This window comes from Pandoraea sp. E26 (assembly GCF_000681415.1).
In the GTDB taxonomy this organism is placed as follows: Bacteria; Pseudomonadota; Gammaproteobacteria; order Burkholderiales; family Burkholderiaceae; genus Pandoraea; species Pandoraea pnomenusa.
The window spans coordinates 108,400-131,647 of sequence record NZ_AYXJ01000028.1 but is presented as its reverse complement, the minus strand read 5'-3'; the positions used below and the strand labels follow the sequence as shown (position 1 = coordinate 131,647).

Annotated in this window: 21 protein-coding genes and 1 pseudogene; all 22 read left to right on the top strand. The window is 62.1% G+C overall.

Annotated elements, in window-relative coordinates; genetic code table 11:
- Positions 1-92 (top strand): annotated as a pseudogene (locus tag W930_RS30180) (ABC transporter ATP-binding protein); the annotation flags it as partial.
- A gap of 2,051 nt (positions 93-2,143) precedes the next feature.
- Positions 2,144-4,120: a tRNA uridine-5-carboxymethylaminomethyl(34) synthesis enzyme MnmG gene (gene mnmG / locus W930_RS27935; protein WP_023872645.1), complete on the top strand. Its 1,977-nt coding sequence runs from the start codon at positions 2,144-2,146 to the stop codon at positions 4,118-4,120.
- 12 nt (positions 4,121-4,132) lie between these two features.
- Entirely contained in the window at positions 4,133-4,813 is a 681-nt protein-coding gene (rsmG, locus tag W930_RS0117790) for a 16S rRNA (guanine(527)-N(7))-methyltransferase RsmG (protein WP_023598325.1), read from the top strand.
- Positions 4,810-5,394 carry a lipocalin family protein gene (locus W930_RS0117785; RefSeq protein ID WP_023598326.1) on the top strand — a complete coding sequence of 195 codons (585 nt, stop codon included), beginning with the start codon at positions 4,810-4,812 and terminating at the stop codon, positions 5,392-5,394. The genes rsmG and W930_RS0117785 overlap by 4 nt, the downstream gene beginning before the upstream one ends.
- Positions 5,395-5,576: 182 nt before the next feature.
- Complete coding sequence (locus W930_RS0117780) at positions 5,577-6,347, top strand: ParA family protein (protein WP_023598327.1); 771 nt, start codon at positions 5,577-5,579, stop codon at positions 6,345-6,347.
- 27 nt (positions 6,348-6,374) lie between these two features.
- A complete protein-coding gene (locus W930_RS0117775) occupies positions 6,375-7,274 on the top strand; it encodes a ParB/RepB/Spo0J family partition protein (protein ID WP_023872644.1) in 900 nt (299 codons plus the stop codon).
- 24 nt (positions 7,275-7,298) lie between these two features.
- On the top strand, positions 7,299-8,525 hold the full coding sequence (locus W930_RS0117770) for an SLC13 family permease (RefSeq protein WP_235195555.1): 1,227 nt from the start codon (positions 7,299-7,301) through the stop codon (positions 8,523-8,525).
- Between the two features lie 244 nt (positions 8,526-8,769).
- Positions 8,770-9,273, top strand: coding sequence for an ATP synthase subunit I (locus W930_RS0117765; RefSeq protein WP_023598330.1), 504 nt, complete (start codon positions 8,770-8,772; stop codon positions 9,271-9,273).
- A gap of 67 nt (positions 9,274-9,340) precedes the next feature.
- On the top strand, positions 9,341-10,189 hold the full coding sequence (gene atpB / locus W930_RS0117760) for a F0F1 ATP synthase subunit A (RefSeq protein ID WP_023598331.1): 849 nt from the start codon (positions 9,341-9,343) through the stop codon (positions 10,187-10,189).
- A gap of 84 nt (positions 10,190-10,273) precedes the next feature.
- Complete coding sequence (gene atpE / locus W930_RS0117755; protein ID WP_010807762.1) at positions 10,274-10,540, top strand: F0F1 ATP synthase subunit C; 267 nt, start codon at positions 10,274-10,276, stop codon at positions 10,538-10,540.
- A gap of 125 nt (positions 10,541-10,665) precedes the next feature.
- Positions 10,666-11,136, top strand: a complete 471-nt coding sequence (locus W930_RS0117750) for a F0F1 ATP synthase subunit B (protein ID WP_023598332.1) — start codon at positions 10,666-10,668, stop codon at positions 11,134-11,136.
- A gap of 2 nt (positions 11,137-11,138) precedes the next feature.
- Positions 11,139-11,669 carry a F0F1 ATP synthase subunit delta gene (locus W930_RS0117745; protein ID WP_023598333.1) on the top strand — a complete coding sequence of 177 codons (531 nt, stop codon included), beginning with the start codon at positions 11,139-11,141 and terminating at the stop codon, positions 11,667-11,669.
- A gap of 50 nt (positions 11,670-11,719) precedes the next feature.
- Positions 11,720-13,261 (top strand): F0F1 ATP synthase subunit alpha, encoded by a 1,542-nt coding sequence (gene atpA, locus W930_RS0117740; RefSeq protein WP_023598334.1) that lies wholly within the window; start codon positions 11,720-11,722, stop codon positions 13,259-13,261.
- 88 nt (positions 13,262-13,349) lie between these two features.
- Positions 13,350-14,237, top strand: a complete 888-nt coding sequence (gene atpG / locus W930_RS0117735) for a F0F1 ATP synthase subunit gamma (protein ID WP_023872640.1) — start codon at positions 13,350-13,352, stop codon at positions 14,235-14,237.
- 61 nt (positions 14,238-14,298) lie between these two features.
- Entirely contained in the window at positions 14,299-15,690 is a 1,392-nt protein-coding gene (gene atpD, locus W930_RS0117730; protein WP_023598336.1) for a F0F1 ATP synthase subunit beta, read from the top strand.
- A gap of 146 nt (positions 15,691-15,836) precedes the next feature.
- Positions 15,837-16,253 carry a F0F1 ATP synthase subunit epsilon gene (locus tag W930_RS0117725; protein WP_023598337.1) on the top strand — a complete coding sequence of 139 codons (417 nt, stop codon included), beginning with the start codon at positions 15,837-15,839 and terminating at the stop codon, positions 16,251-16,253.
- 360 nt (positions 16,254-16,613) lie between these two features.
- Positions 16,614-18,332, top strand: coding sequence for an AMP-binding protein (locus W930_RS0117720; protein ID WP_023598338.1), 1,719 nt, complete (start codon positions 16,614-16,616; stop codon positions 18,330-18,332).
- A gap of 113 nt (positions 18,333-18,445) precedes the next feature.
- Positions 18,446-19,657, top strand: coding sequence for a Bcr/CflA family multidrug efflux MFS transporter (locus tag W930_RS0117715; protein ID WP_023598339.1), 1,212 nt, complete (start codon positions 18,446-18,448; stop codon positions 19,655-19,657).
- Positions 19,658-20,269: 612 nt separating this feature from the next.
- Positions 20,270-20,587: a flagellar transcriptional regulator FlhD gene (flhD, locus tag W930_RS0117710; protein ID WP_023598340.1), complete on the top strand. Its 318-nt coding sequence runs from the start codon at positions 20,270-20,272 to the stop codon at positions 20,585-20,587.
- Between the two features lie 66 nt (positions 20,588-20,653).
- Positions 20,654-21,250, top strand: a complete 597-nt coding sequence (gene flhC / locus W930_RS0117705; RefSeq protein WP_023598341.1) for a flagellar transcriptional regulator FlhC — start codon at positions 20,654-20,656, stop codon at positions 21,248-21,250.
- Between the two features lie 117 nt (positions 21,251-21,367).
- The gene (gene motA / locus W930_RS0117700) at positions 21,368-22,228 is read left to right on the top strand and encodes a flagellar motor stator protein MotA (RefSeq protein WP_023598342.1); all 861 of its coding nucleotides are present in this window, start codon (positions 21,368-21,370) and stop codon (positions 22,226-22,228) included.
- 12 nt (positions 22,229-22,240) lie between these two features.
- Positions 22,241-23,242, top strand: a complete 1,002-nt coding sequence (motB, locus tag W930_RS0117695; RefSeq protein WP_023598343.1) for a flagellar motor protein MotB — start codon at positions 22,241-22,243, stop codon at positions 23,240-23,242.
- The last annotated feature ends 6 nt before the right edge of the window (positions 23,243-23,248 follow it).

The following is a 23,248-nucleotide window of genomic DNA, read 5'->3' as shown; positions in this document are numbered from 1 at the left end:
GTGAGCTGGCCCTGGAAGGTCCGGCGCAAGCGCTTGCGAGCAATCCCAAGGTCATTGAAACGTATCTGGGGCTGGCCAAGAAGGCGGCCTGAGTTTCGCTCCCAGTCGGTTTCCTGCTGCATCGACATCGAAAGAGCCCGCCAGTTGGCGGGCTTTTTCATTTTCGAAATTTGGGGGATTTCTCTTTCCGTCGGGTTATCCGTCCCTAATTATTCCCAATGTGCTCAGGCCGTTGTCCCAACTCGCCTCGAACGCAGTTATTCACAGTTGCTTGTGGATAGTTGTGGGTAACCAAAATCTATGGCGCACCGCCGCAATAAGGGGTTGCGCGATTTTTCGAAAAATCCCCGACAAATCGTGATTGAGGTTATCCACAGAAAAGCAGATTCTAGAACGTCGAGCCAACTGCCGAAAAATGTATGTGGATAACGTGGCTGATTCCCTTCACCACCGTCGGCGCTTTCGATTTTGTTGCTTGTGTTTCGGTTTAGGGTTTTGCGCGAAATTTGCGGGTCGGTTTCTGTGTTCTGTTAGAACCCCATCCCATTCGATCGGGTGGCGTGCTCCCCATCTTCCGGGCAGTGGGGATTGGCGGTACCCCGACTGCGCTCCACCTCAAAGTCGCTCCGTCGGGGCACCACCAATCCCCACCCATCCCATTCCCGAAACCCATTCGCGTCGTCTCGATCTTCTCTGCCCGTAAAGCTTCAGGACGCGTCAGTGACCCAACCGTGCTCGCATGCCCTCGAACCTGAGACAGGACTTTACGCATGACCCTGCGCAGATATCGCCAGGTATAGGGTGGGCGCACGTGGCATTACCGAGCGGTGGCGGAGCACCCAAGGTTCGCCCGAACAACGTTTCACGTGAAACAGGAATCGGTTTCATCACGGGGATTGTCGATAGTAGGGCGTTGGATGGGCGAAGCTTGCCGGTGCCCTGGCGGAGCGACTTTAAGGTGGAGCGCAGTCGGGGTGCCGGTGAGCTTCGCAGCCCGGAGGCGGGGGAGGGCGTCGTGGTGGTTGGCGGGATGGGTGGGGAAGCGGGCGTGCCTGTGAGTGATCATCATCGTTGGCGACGTTCCACGTGAAACAGTCGCCAGTTATCACAACGGGGGTTGTCGGGGCATTGGATGGGCGAAGCTTGCCGGTGCCCTGACGGAGCGACTTTGAGGTGGAGCGCAGCCGGGGTGCCGGTGAGCTTCGCAGCCCGGAGGCGGGTGAGGGCGTCGTGGTGGTTGGCGGGATGGGTGGGGAAGCGGGCGTGCCTGTGGGCGATCCTCATCGTTGGCGACGTTCCACGTGGAACAGTCTCCAGCTATCACAACGGGGGTTGTCGGGGCATTCGATTGGCGAAGCTTGCCGGTGCCCTGACGGAGCGACTTTGAGGTGGAGCGCAGTCAGGGTGCCGGTGACCTTCGCAGCCCGGAGGTGTGAGGGTGCCGCCGTCGTTGGCGGGATGGGTGGGCGGCGGGCGCGCCTGTGAGTGATCCTCATCGTTGGCGACGTTCCACGTGGAACAGTCTCCATTTGTCACAACGGAGGTTGTGGGGGCATTCGATTGGCGAAGCTTGCCGGTACCCTGACGGAGCGACTTTGAGGTGGAGCGCAGTCGGGGTGCCGGTGAGCTTCGCGGCCCGGAGGTGGGTGAGGGTGACGCCGTCGTCGGTGGGATGGGTGAGGCAGCGGGCGCGCCTGTGGGCGATCCTCATCGTCGGCGACGTTCCACGTGGAACAGTCTCCAGCTATCACAACGGGGGGTTGTCGGGCATTGGATTGGCGAAGCTTGCCGGTGCCCTGACGGAGCGACTTTGAGGTGGAGCGCAGTCGGGGTGCCGGTGAGCTTCGCGGCCCGGAGGTGGATGAGGGCGACGCCTTCGTTGAAGGAGGTGGTGTCAACGGAAAGGCCGAATCACAGCAACCAAGCACCAGAAGTCAGCATCACCAAAGACATGCCGCCTTCTGGCAGCACCTCAGGATGGCCCCAAATGTGGGGCCACTCCCGGACATCCGTCTCCAAAAGCGTCGCTTTCCGCGCACGTTTCACGTGAAACATCGCCGCGGTTACAAATGACGCACCGCAATACCGCTATAATTCCGCAATTACCGAATCCAGAGAGTTTGCCGCACGCGGCAAAATTGCGATGCTTTATCCGACCGAGTTCGATGTGATCGTGGTGGGTGGCGGCCATGCCGGCACCGAGGCCGCGCTCGCCTCGGCCCGTATGGGCTGTAAAACACTTCTGCTCACCCACAACATCGAGACGCTCGGCCAGATGAGCTGCAATCCCTCCATTGGGGGGATCGGCAAAGGCCATCTTGTCAAAGAAGTCGATGCGCTCGGTGGTGCCATGGCCGCTGCGACCGACGAGGGCGGTATCCAATTCCGCATCCTCAACTCGTCCAAAGGTCCCGCCGTGCGTGCGACGCGCGCCCAGGCCGACCGTATCCTGTACAAGCAGGCCATCCGCCACCGGCTCGAAAATCAGCCCAACCTTTGGCTTTTTCAGCAGGCGGTCGAAGATCTCATCGTCGAGGGAGAGCGCGTCGTCGGTGCCATCACCCAAGTGGGATTGCGCTTCCGCGCCCGTGCCGTGGTGCTCACTGCGGGGACATTCCTCGATGGGAAAATCCACGTCGGCCTCAACAACTATGTCGGCGGACGTGCTGGAGATCCCGCCGCCGTCAGCCTTTCCGCCCGGCTCAAAGAGTTGAAGTTGCCGCAAGGTCGGTTGAAAACCGGTACGCCACCGCGCATCGATGGCCGCTCCATCGACTTCACCGAGCTCGAAGCACAGCCCGGTGATCTCGATCCTGTACCCGTATTCTCGTTCCTGGGTCGCCCCGAGCAACATCCGCAGCAAGTCCCCTGCTGGGTAACCCACACCAACGAACGTACCCACGACATCATTCGTGCCGGTCTCGACCGCTCGCCCATGTACACCGGCGTCATCGAAGGGGTGGGGCCGCGCTACTGCCCGTCGATCGAAGACAAGATTCATCGCTTCGCCGACAAGACATCGCACCAGATCTATCTCGAGCCCGAAGGCCTCACCACCAACGAGTTCTATCCGAACGGTATTTCCACCAGCCTGCCTTTCGACGTCCAGCTCGAACTCGTGCGCTCCATGAAAGGCATGGAGAATGCCTATATTCTCCGTCCGGGTTACGCCATCGAGTACGACTACTTCGATCCACGGGGCCTGCGCAGCTCGCTCGAAACCCGAGTTATCTCGGGGCTCTTCTTCGCGGGTCAGATCAACGGGACGACCGGTTACGAAGAAGCCGCCGCCCAGGGGCTGCTCGCCGGCATCAACGCCGCACTGCAAGTCCAGGGCCGCGAGGCATGGTGCCCGCGTCGCGATCAAGCCTATCTCGGCGTGCTCGTCGACGATCTGATCACTCGAGGCGTGTCAGAACCGTATCGCATGTTCACCAGCCGCGCCGAATACCGTCTGTCCTTGCGCGAAGACAATGCCGACATGCGGCTGACCGAGATCGGCCGCGAACTCGGCGTCGTGGATGATATGCGCTGGGAGGCGTTCTGTCGCAAGCGTGACGCTGTTTCACGTGAAACAGAACGTCTCAAAACCACGTGGGTGAATCCGAAGACGTTCCCGGCGGAAGACGCCGAGCCGCTGCTGGGCAAAGCCATCGATCATGAATACTCGCTTGCCGACCTGCTGCGCCGCCCCGAAGTAGGGTACGACGCACTGATGGCCGTGCAGGGTGGGCGACTGGCGCCCGACGGTGCACTGTCCGACGATCCGCTGCAGGCGAACCAAATCCGGGAGCAGATCGAAATTGCCGTGAAGTACCAAGGCTATATCGATCGCCAGGCCGACGAAATCGTGCGTAAAGAAGCCAACGAGAATACCGTGCTTCCCGCAAACATCGATTACAACGACGTCCGGGGATTGTCCATCGAGGTCCGCCAGAAACTCAATGCGCAGCGTCCCGAGACGCTCGGGCAAGCCTCGCGCATCTCCGGCGTAACCCCGGCCGCCATCTCACTGCTGATGATTCATCTGAAGAAGGGACTCGGGCGCCGTCGTGCGCAGGAGCACCCCGCGACCGATCTCGCCGCCGCAGCCGCCAATGGCGGGCAGCACGCTGTCTGACGCGGAGCGCCCATGACGTCTTCTCGACATTCCGCCGGTCACGGCGGTCATGAGCTGGCTACGCTCCTCGCCGACGGCATTGCGCAGCTTGGCCTGGCGATCAGCGACGAGCAACAAGCGCGTCTGCTCGACTACCAGGCACTGCTGGCAAAGTGGAACGCTTCGCTGCAGATGACCTCGATTCGTGATCCGCAGCAGATGGTTGTCAAGCATTTGCTCGATTCGCTTTCCATTTTGCCGCGTCTCGATCGCGAGCCGATTTCACGCGTGCTCGACGTCGGCTCAGGCGGTGGCTTGCCCGGCGTCGTGCTCGCCATCGTGCGACCTGACTGGCAGGTAACGGTCAACGACATCGTTCACAAGAAGACAGCCTTCCTCACCCAGGCGCGTGCAACGTTCAAGCTGACCAACCTGACGGTGGTGACCGGCCGCGTCGAATCGCTCGTCGTCGGCAAGGAAGTCCCCGCACCCTTCGATGCGATCGTGTCGCGCGCCTTCGCCGAATTGCGCGATTTCGTCACGCTCGCGCGCCATCTGCTCGCCCCCGATGGTAGCCTCTGGGCCATGAAGGGCGTGGCGGCGGAAGATGAACTGGCGCTGCCCGACGGCTGCGAACTGGTCGAGCGTTTGCCGCTGAACGTCCCGTTTCTCGACGCCGAGCGTCATTTGCTCCGCGTAAAGGTAACCGCATGAACAAGATGACCCGCTGGGCCGGGGCCGTCATGGTCGGGTTCTCGGTCGTGGCTGCCGTTGCCTGGGCGCAGTCCGGGCAGGAATCGCTCACGACCCGCGTACGTCCCGTGCAGAAGATCGAAAAAGCGCGATATGTCGGCACGTGGTACGAAATAGCACGCTACCCGAATTTCTTCGAGCGAAAATGTGTGTCGGACGTGACCGCCGAATACGTGGCGCGACCCGACGGCAAGATCGAAGTCACCAACAAGTGCCGCAAGGACGACGGTACGTGGGTCAGCGATACCGGACTTGCCCGCACCGACGGGCAGGGCACCGGCACGGCACGTTTCAAGGTGACGTTCGCACCGGACTGGTTACGCTGGATTCCCTGGCTTTGGGCGAACTACTGGGTTATCGTGCTCGACGGTGACTATCAGTATGCCGCCGTCGGGGAGCCGGGCCGGGAGTATCTCTGGATCCTTTCGCGCACCCCGACGATCGACGACGACACCATGAATCAGATGCGAGCGCAACTGCGAAAGCAGGGCTACGACACCGACAAGCTGGTGATGACGCCCCAAAAGGCGAGCGCGCCCTGAGCCCCACGCGCCGGTGCATCCGACGCCGGCCAGTTCAGGCAATATCTGAGCTTTGCTCAGATATTCGAATTGCCGGGGAATGCCTTGTTGCATTCGGCATCCCCGTTCGCATCACCGGCTTCATCCCGGCATCATCAGCACCAACCGCATCAACCAGGCAGCATTCGGAGGACTACATCGGCATGGCGAAAATTTTCTGCGTGGCCAATCAGAAGGGCGGCGTCGGCAAGACGACCACCACGGTGAACCTCGCTGCCGGACTGGCGTCGCACGGGCAGCGTGTCCTGTTGGTCGACCTCGATCCGCAGGGAAATGCGACGATGGGCAGCGGCATCGACAAGGCTGCGCTCGAGACGAGCGTATATGAGGTGCTGGTCGACGGCGCCGATGTGGCCGCCGCATGTCAGCGCTCGGAGTCGGGCAACTACGACGTATTGCCGGCGAACCGCGAACTGGCTGGCGCGGACGTGGAGCTGGTCTCGCTCGAGAATCGCGATACACGCCTCAAACAGGCGCTCGCCAAGGTCGATGACGCCTACGATTTCGTGCTCATCGACTGTCCGCCGACGCTGTCGCTGCTCACACTCAACGGCTTGTGCGCCGCGCACGGTGTGATCATTCCGATGCAGTGCGAATATTTCGCGCTTGAAGGGCTTTCGGATCTCGTCAATACGATCAAGCAGGTGCACGCGAATCTGAATCGCGACCTGAAGGTGATCGGTCTGCTGCGCGTGATGTTCGATCCGCGGATCACCTTGCAGCAGCAAGTCTCGGAGCAGCTCAAGGAGCACTTCGGCGACAAGGTTTTCAACGCGATCATTCCGCGCAACGTGCGATTGGCGGAGGCGCCGAGCTACGGCATGCCGGGCGTGGTTTTCGACCCCGCGTCGCGCGGTGCGAAGGCGTATCTCCAATTCGGCGCGGAAATGATCGCGCGCATTCAAACTATGTAAGGCGCATTCGCGCAGGAACGCATTGTCATGGCGACCAAGACCAACGCACTGAAAAAGAAGGGCCTGGGCCGCGGCCTCGAAGCGCTGCTCGGCGCACACGCCGATAATCACAATGGGGCCGCGCAGGCGAGCGCCGACGGCGTGCCGTCGGTGATGGCGCTCGAGCGTCTTCAGGCCGGCAAGTACCAACCGCGTACGCGAATGGACGAAGGCGCATTGCAGGAGCTCGCCGCAAGCATCCGCGCGCAGGGGCTGATGCAGCCGATTCTGGTGCGTCGTGTCGATGGTGAGAAGTACGAAATAATTGCGGGCGAGCGACGTTTTCGCGCCGCGCGAATTGCCGGTCTCTCGGAAGTGCCGGTGCTGGTGCGCGACGTTGCCGATGAAGCGGCCGCCGCCATGGCGCTCATCGAGAATATTCAGCGCGAAGATCTGAATCCGCTCGAAGAAGCGCAGGGCATCCAACGCCTGCTCGGCGAATTCAATTACACGCACGAACAGGCCGCCGAGTCGCTTGGGCGTTCGCGCAGCGCGGTGTCGAATCTGTTGCGCCTGCTCAATCTCGCCCAGCCCGTGCAGACGATGCTGCTCGCGGGCGATCTCGATATGGGACATGCACGTGCATTGCTCGCCGTCGATGCCGCTACGCAGATCACGCTCGCGAATCAGGTCGTGAACAAGCGTTTGTCGGTGCGCGATACCGAGCGCATCGTGAATGCGTCGCTCAAGCCGCAGGGCGATGGCATTCGCAGGCGGTCGGCGGAGGAGGGGGGGCGCGACGTCACCCGTCTCGAGGAAGAGCTTTCGGACCTGCTTGCCTCGAGCGTGAAGATCAAGGTCGGGCGCAAGGGCGCGGGGCAGCTCACCATCGAATTTGGCAGCCTCGACGCCCTCGATGGCATTCTTGCGCGTATTCGCGCCGAGTAAGTTCGATCTACTGAATTTTCTGTCGTGAGCAAATCCATGGGCGATCCGGCCGGCAAGGACGAGGCGGCGCCTCGCGTGCCGCCAGCCGCAACGGCCGCGCCGCCGGCGGCGCATGGGACCGTCGGCGCACGTGTGGCGCGCGCGCTTCGTGTGACGTTCGAACGTGTGCGCGGCGACCCCGTTCTGCTCGTCTTGCTCGTCGCGTTCGTCGTCCTGCAACTGATGCGACCGGTGAGTGCCGCGACATTGCTCGCTCGAATCGACCGGCACACGATCCTTACGCTCGCGGGGTTGTTGATGCTCACTCGCGCCATCGATCAGAGCGGATTTCTCGACTGGCTCGCGCAGCGCCTGCTGCGCGCGTTTCGCTCGGAGCGGCGCCTTGCCTTGCTGATGGTGACGTTCGCCGCCGCACTCTCGACGCTGCTGACCAACGACGTCGCACTCTTCGCCGTCGTTCCCCTGGCACAGTCGCTCGCGCGAATCGCGCCTGTGCGTATCGAGCGGCTGATCATTTTTCTCGCGCTCGCGGTGAATGCGGGATCGAGTCTTACGCCGCTTGGCAATCCTCAGAATCTGTTCCTTTGGCAGCAAAGCGGCATGGGCTTCGGGGCGTACGTGGTCATGATGGCGCCGATCACGCTCGCGCTGATGGGGATGCTGCTGGCGCTCTGCGCGTTCGCGTTCGACTCGCGCGCCCTGCATTTCCAGCGTCGAGGGCCGGCGCACGACGTGCGCTGGCCGCTGCTCTGGATTGCCCTCGTGCTGTTCGCGGGCTTTGTGGCGCTCGCCGATCACGGTTACGCCGGCTGGGCCTGCGCCGCGGTGACCGTGGTACTTCTGGCGACGCGCCGCAACGCGGTGTTGGGCATCGACTGGTTGCTGCTCGCGATCTTCGTGCTGATGTTCGTGGTGCTGCGAGGACTGGCTGGGCTTCCCGAAATCCGGCAGGCGCTTGGGCACGTCGATTTCAACGGAAGTGCGGCGGCCTATGTCGGCGCGGCCGTGTTGTCGCAGTTCATCAGTAACGTGCCCGCCGCCATCCTGCTCGCGGAGTACAGCCACAACTGGCCCGCGCTCGCCCACGGCGTCGCCGTCGGTGGGTTCGGACTCGCGGTCGGCTCGCTCGCCAATCTGATCGCGTTGCGCATGGCGAAATCGAAGGCGATCTGGTGGCACTTTCACATGCTTGCCGTCCCGTTTTACGTGGTGGCACTCGGCGTCGGGTGGCTTGCCCTGAAATGGGTCTGATCGCGCATGGAATGTCCCCCAGTTGGCCCGATCATGCGGCGTTTGCGCGCAATGCCGCGCTGCACCATGAGGAAAAACGCGGTCCTTGAGAGTTGGCGCCAAATCGAAGCATGCACTGCACAATTTCGGCGAATTTGTTGCGCGTTTCGATTGACTGGGGTTCGTAATGTCCCGTAAAATCTCGCGGATTTATCTGCTTGAAGAGCCCATTCGTTTTGCACGAGTCGGGCGGGGAGGCTACGAGATGACCGACGAACAACGGTCGAACTTGGAACCGAAACCGCAAGCGCCGGCACGTGCAACATCAGAGGCTTGGGACGACGAGCAGGAGCAAGAAACCATCGTTCCGCTCACGCGTGCGCAGGCCGAGCGCCTGTTCGGTCCCGATGTGGGGCGCGCGTCACGTGTGACTCCATTCAGGGTGGTGGGAGCCCAGGTACTGCTGTCGCTGGTTGCGACACTCGCCTGGTGGATGCTCTCGGCATCGCCACGAGACGCGGCGGTGTCCGCATGGCTGGGCGGAATGATCGGTTGGATACCGGGCGCATTGTTTGCGTTGCGGTTAAGGATGTCAGGTGATCGCCTCTCCGTCGGTTCGCTGGTGATGGGAGAAGCGATCAAGGTAGCAACGACGATCGCGTTGTTGGTGGCTGTAGCGTTCGGTTACCCGGGAATTCACTGGGTAGCGTTCCTCGTCACCTTTGTGCTGACGCTGAAGGCTTATTGGCTGGCGATGGCACTGAAGTAGCGGTGAGAACCGCTCACGCGTCGACACGCTACGTGTGCGGATTTTCATAATTGGGTGTTTGATCGCTATGTCAGTAGAAGCCGGCCACGCTCCGAACCCGTCGGAGTACATTTCGCACCACCTGCAGAACCTCGCGAGCTCGCATCAGACTAGCATCGTCGATTTTTCGATCATCAACTGGGACACGATGTTCTGGTCGATCGCCATGGGCGTCCTCGGCTGCTTCCTGCTGTGGTTGGCTGCCCGCAAGGCAACGTCGGGCGTGCCCGGCCGTTTCCAGGCCGCGGTCGAAATGCTCGTCGAAATGGTGGAAGACCAGTCGAAGAGCATCGTGCACGGCAATCGTGCCTTCATCGCACCGCTCGCGCTGACCGTGTTCGTCTGGGTCGCGCTCATGAACTCGCTCGATTTGCTGCCGGTCGACCTGCCGTCGAAGATCATCAGCTGGGTGGGTCTCGACTCCATCATCACGCATCACCGCATCGTGCCGACGGCCGACCTCAACGGCACGCTCGGCATCTCTGTCGGCGTGCTGATCCTGATGCTGTTCTACAGCTTCAAGATCAAGGGCGCGGGCGGCTTCATGCACGAGCTGTTCACCGCACCGTTCGGCAACCACTTCCTGCTGTGGATCCCGAACCTGCTGCTCAACATCATCGAATTCTGTGCCAAGACCGTGTCGCTCGGTATGCGACTGTTCGGCAATATGTACGCCGGCGAACTGGTGTTCCTGCTGATCGCCCTGCTGGGCGGTATCTGGAGCTTTGGCGCAGATGCGTCGGTGCTGGGTTTTGTCGGCCACGTCATTGCCGGCACCGCATGGGCGATTTTCCACATCCTGATCGTGTTGCTCCAGGCGTTCATCATGATGATGCTCACGCTGGTGTATATCGGCCAGGCGCACGACCATCACTGATCGGTTGTTGCGGTAGTCACGTGTTTCCCGGTTTTTCGGTTTTTCATATTTAAAGTTTCAAGTCTCTAACCAAAAGGAGTAATCATGCAAGCTTTCATCGCCAACATCCAGGGTCTGACCGCCATCGGTATCGGCATCATCATCGGTCTGGGTGCTATTGGCGCCTGTCTGGGTATCGCGCTGATGGGCGGCAAGTACATCGAAGCGTGCGCCCGTCAGCCCGAGCTGATGAACCCGCTGCAAACGAAGATGTTCCTGCTGGCCGGCCTGATCGACGCGGCATTCCTGATCGGCGTGGGTGTTGCCATGCTGTTCGCGTTCGCGAACCCGCTGCTGTCGAAGCTCGCTTAAGTTTCTTTCGGCCGGTCGCGCAATGATCCGCGCGGCCCACTGGACATGAACGGCGCGCCCAAGCCAGCTGGCACATTGGGGCGCGCTGTTTTGCCAATCGACTCGCATCACCGAAAGGAAACACCGTGAACATAAACGCAACTCTGTTCGCGCAAACCGTCGTGTTTCTGATCCTGGCATGGTTCACGATGAAGTTCGTGTGGCCGCCGCTGATCAAGGCTATCGACGAACGCGCGAAGAAAATCGCTGACGGTCTGGCTGCCGCCGACAAGGGCAAGGCCGAACTCGAGGCCGCCAACAAGCGCTCCACGCAAGCCCTCGCGGAAGCCCGCGACGAAGGCGCGAAGCGTATTGCCGACGCCGAGAAGCGCGCCGTGGCCGTGGCCGACGAGATCAAGGCCCAGGCGCAAGCCGAAGCCGCGCGCATCATCGCCAACGCCAAAGCCGAAGCCGAGAACCAGGCCGTCAAGGTCCGTGAATCGCTGCGCGAGGAAGTTGCCGGTCTGGCCGTCAAGGGCGCCGAGCAGATCCTGAAGCGTGAAGTCGACGCCAAGGCCCACGCCGACCTGCTGAACCAACTCAAGGCAGAGCTCTGATCATGGCCGAACTCGCAACCATCGCTCGTCCGTACGCCGAGGCGTTGTTCCGCGTGGCCAAGTCCGGCGACCTGAATCGCTGGTCGGCGCTGGTGCGTGAACTGGCGCAAGTGGCAGCGCTGCCTGAAGTGGCCAACCTGGCCGACGATCCGAAAGTTACGCCGGCGCAAGTCGTCGACGTGCTGACCGCCGCCGTGAAATCGACCGACGCCGAAGTGCGCAACTTCGTCGCCGCCGTGGTCGACAACGGTCGTCTCGCGGCCATGCCGGAAATCGCCGAACAGTTCGAGGCGTTGAAAAACGCCGCCGCCGGTTCGGCGGATGCCACGATCGAAAGCGCCTTCCCGCTCGAAGGCGAGCAACTGACCTCGCTGGTCAAGGGCCTCGAGCACAAGTTCGGCTGCAAGCTCAACCCGACGGTGACGGTGGATCCGTCGCTCATCGGCGGCGTGCGTGTGGTGGTTGGCGACGAGGTGCTGGACACTTCGGTGCGCGCCCGCCTGGCGGCTATGCGGACGTCGCTGACGGCCTGAGGCCGGCGCGAAGCGCCTGCGACGGCAAGAATTGAATATCAGGAGCACATATGCAACTCAATCCCTCTGAAATCAGCGAACTGATCAAGAGCCGGATTCAAGGTCTCGAGAGCGGCGCCGAAGTCCGTAACGAAGGCACCGTGATCTCGGTGACCGACGGTATCTGCCGCATTCACGGCCTGTCGGACGTGATGCAGGGCGAAATGCTGGAATTCCCGGGCAATACGTTCGGTCTGGCACTGAACCTCGAGCGCGACTCCGTCGGCGCCGTGATTCTGGGCGAATACGAGCACATCTCGGAAGGCGACACCGTCAAGTGCACGGGCCGCATTCTGGAAGTGCCGGTCGGCCCGGAACTGAAGGGCCGCGTCGTTGACGCACTGGGCCAGCCGATCGACGGCAAGGGTCCGATCAACGCCAAGCAAACCGATGCCATCGAAAAGATCGCTCCGGGCGTGATCTGGCGTAAGTCGGTGTCGCAACCGCTGCAAACCGGTACCAAGGCGATCGACGCCATGGTGCCGATCGGCCGTGGCCAGCGCGAACTGATCATTGGCGACCGTCAGACGGGTAAGACCGCCGTGGCGATCGACACGATCATCTCGCAGAAAGGCAAGGGCGTGACCTGCGTGTACGTTGCGATCGGTCAGAAGGCCTCGTCGATCATGAACGTGGTGCGCAAGCTCGAAGAGCACGGCGCGATGGAATACACGATCATCGTGACCGCCACGGCGTCGGACTCGGCAGCCATGCAGTTCATCGCACCGTACGCCGGTTGCACGATGGGCGAATACTTCCGCGACCGCGGTGAAGACGCGCTGATCATTTACGACGACTTGACCAAGCAAGCCTGGGCCTATCGTCAGATCTCGCTGCTGCTGCGTCGTCCGCCGGGCCGTGAAGCCTACCCTGGCGACGTGTTCTACCTGCACTCGCGCCTGCTCGAACGTGCGGCTCGCGTCTCGGAAGAGTACGTCGAGAAGTTCACCAACGGCGAAATCAAGGGCCAAAGCGGCTCGCTGACGGCACTGCCGATCATCGAAACGCAAGCTGGCGACGTGACCGCGTTCGTTCCGACGAACGTGATCTCGATTACCGACGGCCAGATCTTCCTGGAAACCGACCTGTTCAACGCGGGCATCCGTCCGGCAATCAACGCCGGTATCTCGGTGTCGCGTGTGGGTGGTGCGGCGCAGACGAAGGTCATCAAGAAGCTCTCGGGCGGTATTCGTACCGACCTCGCACAGTACCGTGAGCTGGCTGCGTTCGCGCAGTTCGCCTCGGATCTGGACGAAGCGACCCGCAAGCAGCTCGAGCGCGGCCGCCGCGTGACGGAACTGCTCAAGCAGCCGCAATTCGCGCCGCTGCAAGTGTGGGAACTCGCTGTGTCGCTGTTCGCCGCCAACAACGGCTATCTGGATGATCTCGACATCGCTCAGGTGCTGCCGTTCGAAAAGGGTCTGCGCGAAGTTCTGAAGACCAGCCACGGTGCGCTCATCGGCCGTATCGAAGAGACGAAGGATCTCTCGAAGGACGACGAAGCCGCCCTGCACGCTGCGATCAAGGACTTCAAGAAGACCGGCGCTTACTAATCCGGTTGAATCGGCAACTATTCAACGGACCCGGGAAGGCGCGATGTTCAGGCAAGAGCGGATGTCGCGCCGAGACAAGGAGTAAGCAATGGCTGGAATGAAGGAAATTCGCGGCAAGATCAAGAGCGTGCAGAACACGCGCAAGATCACCAAGGCCATGGAAATGGTGGCCGCGTCGAAGATGCGCAAGGCGCAGGAACGCATGCGTCATGCCCGGCCGTACGCTGACAAGGTGCGCCAGATCGCCGCGCATATGGGGCAGGCGAATCCGGAATACCACCACCCGTTCATGGTGAAGCATGCCGACGCGAAAGCGGCCGGCGTCATCGTGGTCACGACGGACAAGGGTCTGTGCGGCGGCTTGAACACCAACGTGCTGCGTGCCGTGGTGGCCAAGATGAAGGACATCGAAGCGCAGGGCCTGAAGATCGAGGCCACCGCCATCGGCGGCAAGGGCTTCGGCTTCCTGAACCGCATCGGCGCCAAGGTGGTTTCGCATGTCGTGCAACTGGGCGACACCCCGCATCTGGACAAGCTGATCGGTGCGGTGAAGCTTCAGCTCGACGCGTACGCCGAAGGCAAGCTCGACGCCGTGTACCTGGCCTACAACCGCTTCGTCAACACGATGAAGCAGGAAGCCGTGGTGGAGCAACTGCTGCCGCTGCCCGAGAAGCTCCAGGGCGAATCGGAAGAAGCGAGCGCGGTGCCGGCACAGCATTCGTGGGACTACATCTACGAACCGGATGCGAAGACGGTCGTCGATGCCCTGCTGGTGCGCTACGTCGAAGCCGTGGTGTATCAGGCAGTCGCGGAGAACATGGCGTCGGAACAGTCTGCCCGTATGGTGGCCATGAAGGCCGCGTCGGACAACGCGAAGACCGTGATCGGCGAATTGCAGATGGTCTACAACAAGGGCCGTCAAGCAGCGATCACGAAGGAACTGTCCGAAATCGTGGGTGGCGCCGCCGCAGTGTAAGCGGTGGCACGGGCCGATGCGCCGTCAGGCGAAATGAATTTGAGTATCTAAAGGAAAAGCGATGAGTACTGCTTTGATTGAAGGCAAGATCGTACAGTGCATCGGCGCCGTTATCGACGTGGAATTCCCGCGCGACAGCATGCCGAAGATCTACGACGCGCTCACCATGGAAGGTTCGGAGCTCACGCTCGAAGTCCAGCAGCAGCTGGGCGACGGCGTGGTCCGCACCATTTGTCTGGGTTCGTCCGAAGGCCTGCGCCGCGGCATGACCGTGCAGAACTCGGGTCTGCCGATCACCGTGCCGGTCGGCAAGCCGACGCTGGGTCGCATCATGGACGTGCTGGGTCGTCCGATCGACGAAGCCGGTCCGATCGCCAAGGATCACACCCGTTCGATCCACCAGAAGGCTCCGGCATTCGACGAGCTGTCGCCGTCGACGGAACTGCTCGAAACCGGCATCAAGGTTATCGATCTGATCTGCCCGTTCGCCAAGGGCGGCAAGGTGGGTCTGTTCGGTGGCGCCGGTGTGGGCAAGACCGTGAACATGATGGAGCTCATCAATAACATCGCCAAGGAACACGGCGGTTATTCGGTGTTTGCCGGCGTGGGCGAGCGTACCCGTGAAGGGAACGACTTCTACCACGAAATGAAGGACTCGAACGTTCTGGACAAGGTCGCGCTGGTGTACGGCCAGATGAACGAGCCGCCGGGCAACCGTCTGCGCGTGGCGCTGACCGGCCTGACGATGGCCGAGCACTTCCGTGACGAAGGTCGCGACGTGCTGTTCTTCGTGGACAACATCTACCGTTTCACGCTGGCCGGTACCGAAGTGTCGGCACTGCTCGGCCGTATGCCGTCGGCCGTGGGCTATCAGCCGACGCTGGCTGAAGAAATGGGCAAGCTGCAAGAGCGTATTACGTCGACCAAGACTGGCTCGATCACGTCGGTGCAAGCCGTGTACGTGCCTGCCGATGACTTGACCGATCCGTCGCCGGCGACCACCTTCGGTCACTTGGACGCCACCGTCGTGCTTTCGCGTGACATCGCCTCGCTGGGTATCTACCCGGCCGTCGATCCGCTCGACTCGACCTCGCGTCAGATCGACCCGAACGTGATTGGCGAAGAGCACTACACGGTGACCCGTCGCGTGCAATCGACGCTGCAGCGTTACAAGGAACTGCGCGACATCATCGCGATTCTGGGGATGGACGAACTGTCGCCGGACGACAAGCTCGCCGTGGCCCGCGCGCGTAAGATCCAGCGTTTCCTGTCGCAGCCGTTCCACGTGGCGGAAGTGTTCACGGGCTCGCCGGGCAAGTATGTCCCGCTCAAGGAAACGATCCGCGGCTTCAAGATGATCGTCGACGGTGAGTGCGACCACCTGCCGGAGCAAGCGTTCTACATGGTTGGCACGATCGACGAAGCGTTCGAAAAAGCCAAGAAGATGCAGTAAACGGTTGAGTGCCGGGCGACGGAGGGGCTCGCGAGAGACGCCTCCCTATCCCGGCAGGTGACTGTTGCGGGGCGGGGTAGCGAGGTGAGGACGGCAGCGTCCGGACCGGCGCGCCTGCCGCTTCATCACACTCAACGGGAGCGATTATGGCAACCATTCACGTAGACGTCGTCAGCGCGGAAGAAGAAATCTTCTCGGGTAAGGCGCGCTTTGTGGCGCTGCCGGGCGAAGCCGGCGAGCTGGGCATTCTGCCTGGCCACACACCGCTGATCACGCGTATCAAGCCGGGCGCGGTGCGCATCGAAGACGAAGCAGGCAACGAGGACTTCGTCTTCGTGGCCGGCGGCATTCTCGAAGTGCAACCGGGCACGGTGACCGTGCTCGCCGACACCGCTATCCGCGGCAAGGATCTGGACGAGGCGAAGGCTGCCGAAGCCAAGCGCCGCGCCGAAGAAGCGCTGTCGAACAAGGAATCGAACATCGAGTACGCGACTGCCCAGGCCGAACTGGCCGAAGCGATCGCTCAACTCGCTGCGATCCAGAAGCTGCGCAAGGTGAAGTAAATCCGAATCGCCGTTGCGGCGACCGCCAGGTCGACGCATCGCGCGACGCGCGTCGAAGCGCGGGACCGTATCCTTCCGATACTGTCGTGCGCGTCGGTCGAGCGAACAGAAAGCCCCATGCATGAACGTGCGTGGGGCTTTTGTTTTGTGGGTGCCCACGGCCACGCGCCACTCGTTGACGTCGCTCAACTCAGGGCCATCCCCACTCGTTCCGTTCTGGAAATTACGTTAACGTAAACGTCAACCCAACGTGACGCGCTATTGTTATGGAGACACGCCCCTCGTCGTCGATACGACGATTGCCGGGCCGCGCCGCGTGACAGCATTTCGCCACTTCAGCATTGCTTCAGGAGACAAAGCATGGAAAGCCGGGAAGGTGCGGGCGTTGTACCTCGTAATGGACTGTCGTATGTGAAGGGTGATACCACCGTACCGCTTTCGACGTTGACGGTATTCGGTTTGCTGGCCGAGACCGCGGCGAAGTTTCCGGAGCGGCAGGCGGTGGTCTTTCGCGAGCAGGGCGTGGACTGGACGTGGCGCGAGTTCATCGCGCATGTCGATACCTTCGCTGCCGGACTGGTCGCGTTGGGGCTCAAGAAGGGGGATCGGGTCGGGATCTGGTCGCCGAACCGTGTCGAATGGCTGGTCACGCAGTTCGCCACCGCCCGTGTCGGACTCGTGCTCGTGAACATCAACCCGGCTTACCGGCTCGCCGAGCTGGAGTACGCGATCAACAAGGTGGGCTGCAAGGCGCTCGTGGCCGCGGAGTCGTTCAAGACGTCGCGCTATCTCGACATGCTCAACGTGCTGGCACCGGAGCTGGCGGTGTGCAAGCCTGGCGAACTGAAGTCGGAGAAGCTGCCCACGCTGCGCACGGTGATTCGCATGGGGCAGGGCGTTACGCCCGGCATGATGAATTTCAGCGATGTGGTCACGCTCGGCGCGGATGCCGACCTGGACACGCTGCGTGCGATCTGCGACGGACTCGACTGCTTCGAGCCCATCAACATTCAGTTCACCAGCGGCACGACGGGCAACCCGAAGGGCGCCACGCTCACGCATCACAACATCGTCAACAACGGCCGGTTCATCGCCATGGCGATGCGCTTCTCCGAGCGCGACAGCCTGTGCATTCCGGTGCCGTTCTATCACTGCTTCGGCATGGTGCTTGCCGTGCTCGCCTGTGTATCGACGGGCGCCACGATGGTGTTCCCGGGGGAGGCGTTCGATCCGAAGGCGACGATGGCGGCGGTCTCCGAGGAAAGCTGTACCGCCCTGCATGGCGTGCCGACCATGTTCATCGCACAACTCGATCATCCGGATTTCGGCAACTACCATTTCGAGTCGCTGCGCACGGGCATCATGGCGGGTTCGCCGTGCCCGATCGAGACGATGAAGCGGGTCATCAGCCAGATGCACATGAACGAAGTGACCATCGCGTACGGCATGACCGAGACGAGTCCGGTGTCGTTTCAGACGACCACCACCGACCCGCTCGAGAAGCGCGTGACGACGGTCGGGCGCGTGCAGCCGCATCTCGAAGTGAAGCTCGTCGATGCCGCGGGCGAGATCGTGCCGGTCGGAGAGAAGGGCGAGCTCTGCACCAAGGGTTATTCGGTGATGCTGGGCTACTGGGACGACGAGCCGCGTACGCGTGAAGCGATTCGCGACGGCTGGATGCATACCGGCGATCTCGCCACGCTCGACGAGGAGGGCTATTGCAACATCGTCGGTCGGGTGAAGGACATGCTCATTCGCGGCGGCGAGAACATCTACCCGCGCGAGATCGAGGAATTTCTGTTCCGCCATCCGAAGGTGCAAGCCGTTCAGGTCTTCGGCGTGCCCGACGCCAAGTACGGCGAGGAGGTCTGCGCCTGGATCATTCTCAAACCGGGACAGAGCGCCACCGAGGACGACATCCGAGACTTCTGCAAGGATCAGATCGCTCACTACAAGATTCCGCGCTACATCCGCTTCGTCGACGAGATGCCGATGACCGTCACGGGCAAGGTGCAGAAGTTCATCATGCGCGAACAGATGGTCGAATCGCTGGGACTCTCGGAAGTGAAAACGGCCTGAAGGACCTCATCCGCGTGCCCCGCGCGCGACCCGGCACGGGCGGGCGCCTGCTTATTTTTTGAGCGAAGCCGAGGGTAATGCCGTATCATTCGGGATTACCCTAGGTCTCGCCCATGCCATCCCACACCTTCCGCACGGTCTTCATTCTCGGCATTCTGTCGGCCATCGGCTCGTTGTCGATCGACATGTATCTGCCCGCGCTCCCGAGCATCGCCCAGGAGCTGAATACCACCGACGCGGCGGCGCAGTTCTCGCTGGCGTCGTTCTTCATCGGTCTGGGGCTGGGGCAGTTGCTGCACGGCCCGCTCGCCGACCGCTACGGGCGCAAGCGTCCGCTGTATGCCGGACTGGCGCTTTACACGCTTGCCTCGGCGGGTTGCGCGCTGGCGCCCAATATCGAGACACTGATCGTTTGCCGTTTCATTCAGGCGGTGGGTGGCTGTGCGTGTTTCGTTATCGCCCGCGCCATGGCCCGCGATCTGTTCGACACGAGCACGGTGGCCCGCGTGCTCTCGCGCATGACGCTGATCATGGGCGCCGCGCCGATTCTCGCGCCGCTCATCGGCGGGCAGGTGCTCATGTTCGTCGGCTGGCGGTGGATCTTCTGGGGGCTGACGGTGTTCGGCGCGGCATGCTTCGCGATGTCCGTCTACTGGCTCCCCGAGACCCGCCAGGCGCTCCGCCAGGCGCGCAACTGGCTCGCGACCGCATGGCACAACTACGGCGCGTTGCTGAGCGATCGGGAATTCATGGGCAATGCGCTCGCAGGCGGAGTGTCGCAGGCGGGCATGTTCGCCTACATCACGGGCTCGCCCTTCGTATTCATCAACCTGTACGGCGTCGATCCGGCACACTATGGCTGGCTGTTCGGCCTGAACGCGTGCGGGATCATCGGCGGGTCGCAGATCAACGCCTATCTGCTGCGTACGCGCCGGCCGGCTGACGTGTTGCGTCGTACCAACAATCTCGTTGCGGTGCTGGGCCTGCTGATGCTCGCGGTGGCGGCGCTTGGCGTGGGCGGGCTCGTCATGCTGATGGTGCCGCTCTTCGCCTACGTCACGAGTCTGGGATTCTCGCAGCCGAATGCCATCGCCGAGGCGCTGAATCGGCAGCATCACCGTGCCGGGGCGGCGTCGGCGCTGCTGGGCGCGCTGCAGTTCCTCGCGGCCGCCAGCGCTGGTGCGGCGGTGGGGCTGCTGCACGCGCGCTCGGCGGTGCCGATGGCGGCCGTCATGGCGGTGTGCGGCGTGCTGTCCTGGTGCTTCCACACCGTGCTGATTCGCCGGGCGGGCGCGCATGCGCCGCCCGCGTCCGGGACTGTGTGACGTGCGGATCCGCGAGGCGACCGCCATTCGCGGGTGATCCGGCAATCGCTTGCGGGAGATTCACGACGACGCGGCAATATTCCCATGTCAGTGATCGTCACCCGGGACGCGGACGTCGGAAAGAAGGACGCAGGTGGCCAATTGCAGTTTTCGCCACACCGCCGAGGCAATCGGGGAACTGATTCGAGAGCTTTCCTTCCAAACAGGGAATTCGGCGTACCGGTCGACACCTGTAACAGTTTGTAATTGCACTGTTCCAGCGTTTGTGTAATAGGCAAAGTACGCTCCAGACCTACCTTGCAGAGCCCCCCTGAAATTTTTTGCAAGGTTGACTAAAGTTCGGCACGATGCAGCCGAAATACAGTCAAGTAGTAAAGCGCAGCTTTGTGAAATTTTCATGAAGCGTCACGCTGTCGAAACCGACCGTTTTCCCCAAACGCGTCGCAGGGAGCGCTCGTCTCCTGAATGTAGGAAAAACTCCTACAAAAAACTTCCGCTTTTCTTGCTTCCCCCTGTAGTTTTTCTCCGATTTCTTTATCTTTCGCCCTTGTCCACAATGCGAGGGAATAAACAGTAGTACCGCCAGATTCATCCATTGCGCCGGGGGGCCGCATGCGAAACAGCGAAACACTGAACGAGATTCGTGAATTGAATCTCTCCTACCTTGTCCTGGCTCAGCGCCTGATCCGAGAGGACCGCGCGGCGGCGATGTTCCGCCTGGGCATCAGCGACCAACTGGCCGACGTGCTCGGCAGTCTCACACTGGCTCAGCTCGTCAAGTTCGCGGGGTCGAACCAGCTTCTGTGCCGATTTCGATTCGACGACCACGTGATTCTCTCGAGCCTCACGCATGGCGCGAAAGACGTGGGTATGCAGCAGTCTCATGCTTCGATTCTCTTGGCGGGCCAGCCCGTCGAGCAGATCGGGTAAGTTCGCGACGCACACTGTGCCACCCCGCGGGTGGCGCCTCGTGTGACTTGCCAGGAAAGCCTGACCATGCGTACCAAAAGCGTCGTTCTCGAAGCCCGCGAGATCCAGCTGGCCATCGAATTGATCGAACTCGGCGCCCGCCTCCAACTCCTGGAAGCGGAAACGAGCCTGAGCCGCGACCGGCTCATCAAACTGTACAAGGAACTCAAGGGCGCCTCGCCGCCCAAGGGCATGCTGCCGTTCTCGACCGACTGGTTCGTGACATGGCTGCCGAACATCCATTCGTCGCTGTTTCACAACATCTACCGCCACCTCGTGCAGTACGGCGGATGCCAGGGTATCGAGGCCATCGTGAAGGCCTACCGCCTGTACCTAGAGCATGTGGAGTTGCACGGATGGGAGCCGGTGCTCGGCTTCACCCGGGCGTGGACCCTGGTGCGCTTCTTCGACAGCAAGATGCTGCAAATGACGCCCTGCACGCGCTGCGGCGGCCATTTCGTCACGCATGCCCACGAGCCGCACGGCCAGTACGTCTGCGGACTGTGCGCACCGCCTTCGCGCGCGGGCAAGACCCGCAAGGCCAAGCACGCGCAAGCCGCCGACCTGGCGCCGGCCGTGGCCACGTCCGTGCCCGACACGGATATTTCCCCGTTGGCCGCCTGAAAGGGCGGGTTTGTCACGAGGTCGCACCCCCTACAGTTTCCCTGCGTGTCTGCCGTTAAGCCCTCTGAACAGGAAGGAATTTTTCCGTAGACGTATTTTTGCGAGAGGTATCCGGCAGTGCTTGTCGTCATTGGTTACATCATCGTTCTGGCATCGGTCTTTGGCGGCTTCGTCATTGGCGGAGGCCACTTGGGCGCGCTGTTTCAGCCGACCGAGCTGCTGATCATCGGTGGCGCGGGCGTTGGCTCGTTCGTGGTGGGCAACAACAGCAAGGCGATCAAGGCGACGATGAAAGCGCTGCCGATGCTGTTCAAGGGCTCGAAATACACCAAGGAGCTGTACATGGAGCTGATGGCGCTCCTGTACGTGCTGCTCGCCAAGGCGCGCAAGGACGGCATGCTCGCCATCGAGGGGGACGTGGAAGACCCGGCATCGAGCCCGGTGTTCTCGCAGTATCCGCGCATTCTCGGCGAGCCGCGCATCATGGAGTTCCTGACCGATTACCTGCGTCTGATGGTCAGCGGCAACATGAACGCGTTCGAGATCGAGAACCTGATGGATCACGAAATCGAAACCTACCGTCACGAGGGCGAGGTGCCAGCGCACTGCCTGCAGAAGACCGGCGATGCGATGCCGGCGTTCGGCATCGTGGCCGCGGTGATGGGCGTGGTGCACACCATGGCGTCGGCCGACCAGCCCCCGGCGGTGCTGGGGGCGCTGATCGCGCAGGCGCTCGTGGGGACCTTCCTCGGCATTCTGCTGGCCTATGGTTTCATCTCGCCGCTGGCGCAGCTCATCGAACACCGCATCAATGAATCCGTCAAGCTCTACGAGTGCATCAAGGTCACGCTGCTGGCGAGCCTGAACGGGTACGCGCCGGCACTCTCGGTCGAATTCGGCCGCAAGGTGCTGTATTCCACGGTACGTCCGTCGTTCGCCGAGCTCGAAGAGCACGTGCGGCAGGTCAAGGCACGTTGACGGGCGGCAGCAATGAGCGAGAAAGAAGAGCGGCCCATCATCGTCAAGCGCCGCAAGGCTGGCGGGCATGGGCATCACGGCGGCGCCTGGAAGATCGCATACGCCGACTTCATGACGGCCATGATGGCGTTCTTCCTGCTGATGTGGCTGCTCAGCTCCGTGACCAGCAAGGAACTCACGGGCATTGCCGAGTACTTCCGCACGCCGCTGGCCGTCGCCCTGATGGGCGGGCGCAACGCGGCGGACAACAGCGGCGTCATTCCCGGCGGCGGCACCGACACCACGCGCACCGACGGCCAGAAGTCGCGCGGCGACCAGGTCAAGTCGCGCCAGGCAATGTCGGCCGAGCTGGCCGAGCGCGCCGACGCGCAACGTTTGCGCGAACTCAAGGCCCGCATTGAAAAAGCCATCGAAAATAACCCCACGCTGCGGCAATTCCGCAAGCAGTTGCTGATCGACGTGACGACGGAAGGTTTGCGCATCCAGATCGTCGACGACCAGAACCGCCCGATGTTTGCCAATGCGAGCGCGCAGGTGCAGCCGTACATGCGCGACATCCTGCGCGAGATCGGCAAGTCGCTCAACGACGTGCCCAACCGCATCAGCCTGTCGGGTCACACCGATGCCACGGCCTACGCACAGGGTGACAAGAGCTACAGCAACTGGGAGTTGTCCGCCGACCGCGCCAACGCCTCGCGCCGCGAGCTGATCGCGGGCGGGCTCGACGGCGAGAAGGTGTTGCGCGTGGTGGGGCTGGCCTCCACCGTGCCACTCGATCGCGATAACGCCTACAACCCGATCAATCGCCGTATCAGCATCATCGTGCTCAATCGTCGTGCCGAGCAGTCGGTCAGGCATGAAGGCGACCAGCCGACGATCGACGCCGCAAACGCGCGCGGTGCCGGCATGGATGTGGTGAACGCCGTCATGAACGGAACGCTGCCCGCTGTGCCGAGCGTGCCCGTGCCGCCCGAGCCGCCGGCCGCGCCCGGCGCCACGCCGGCAGCGCGATAACCGACA

Coding starts and splice junctions, on each gene's coding strand:
- mnmG (WP_023872645.1), top strand. CDS start 2,144: ATGCTTTATCCGACCGAGTTCGATGTGATCGTGGTGGGTGGCGGCCAT.
- rsmG (WP_023598325.1), top strand. CDS start 4,133: ATGACGTCTTCTCGACATTCCGCCGGTCACGGCGGTCATGAGCTGGCT.
- W930_RS0117785 (WP_023598326.1), top strand. CDS start 4,810: ATGAACAAGATGACCCGCTGGGCCGGGGCCGTCATGGTCGGGTTCTCG.
- W930_RS0117780 (WP_023598327.1), top strand. CDS start 5,577: ATGGCGAAAATTTTCTGCGTGGCCAATCAGAAGGGCGGCGTCGGCAAG.
- W930_RS0117775 (WP_023872644.1), top strand. CDS start 6,375: ATGGCGACCAAGACCAACGCACTGAAAAAGAAGGGCCTGGGCCGCGGC.
- W930_RS0117765 (WP_023598330.1), top strand. CDS start 8,770: ATGACCGACGAACAACGGTCGAACTTGGAACCGAAACCGCAAGCGCCG.
- atpB (WP_023598331.1), top strand. CDS start 9,341: ATGTCAGTAGAAGCCGGCCACGCTCCGAACCCGTCGGAGTACATTTCG.
- atpE (WP_010807762.1), top strand. CDS start 10,274: ATGCAAGCTTTCATCGCCAACATCCAGGGTCTGACCGCCATCGGTATC.
- W930_RS0117745 (WP_023598333.1), top strand. CDS start 11,139: ATGGCCGAACTCGCAACCATCGCTCGTCCGTACGCCGAGGCGTTGTTC.
- atpA (WP_023598334.1), top strand. CDS start 11,720: ATGCAACTCAATCCCTCTGAAATCAGCGAACTGATCAAGAGCCGGATT.
- atpG (WP_023872640.1), top strand. CDS start 13,350: ATGGCTGGAATGAAGGAAATTCGCGGCAAGATCAAGAGCGTGCAGAAC.
- atpD (WP_023598336.1), top strand. CDS start 14,299: ATGAGTACTGCTTTGATTGAAGGCAAGATCGTACAGTGCATCGGCGCC.
- W930_RS0117725 (WP_023598337.1), top strand. CDS start 15,837: ATGGCAACCATTCACGTAGACGTCGTCAGCGCGGAAGAAGAAATCTTC.
- W930_RS0117720 (WP_023598338.1), top strand. CDS start 16,614: ATGGAAAGCCGGGAAGGTGCGGGCGTTGTACCTCGTAATGGACTGTCG.
- W930_RS0117715 (WP_023598339.1), top strand. CDS start 18,446: ATGCCATCCCACACCTTCCGCACGGTCTTCATTCTCGGCATTCTGTCG.
- flhD (WP_023598340.1), top strand. CDS start 20,270: ATGCGAAACAGCGAAACACTGAACGAGATTCGTGAATTGAATCTCTCC.
- flhC (WP_023598341.1), top strand. CDS start 20,654: ATGCGTACCAAAAGCGTCGTTCTCGAAGCCCGCGAGATCCAGCTGGCC.
- motB (WP_023598343.1), top strand. CDS start 22,241: ATGAGCGAGAAAGAAGAGCGGCCCATCATCGTCAAGCGCCGCAAGGCT.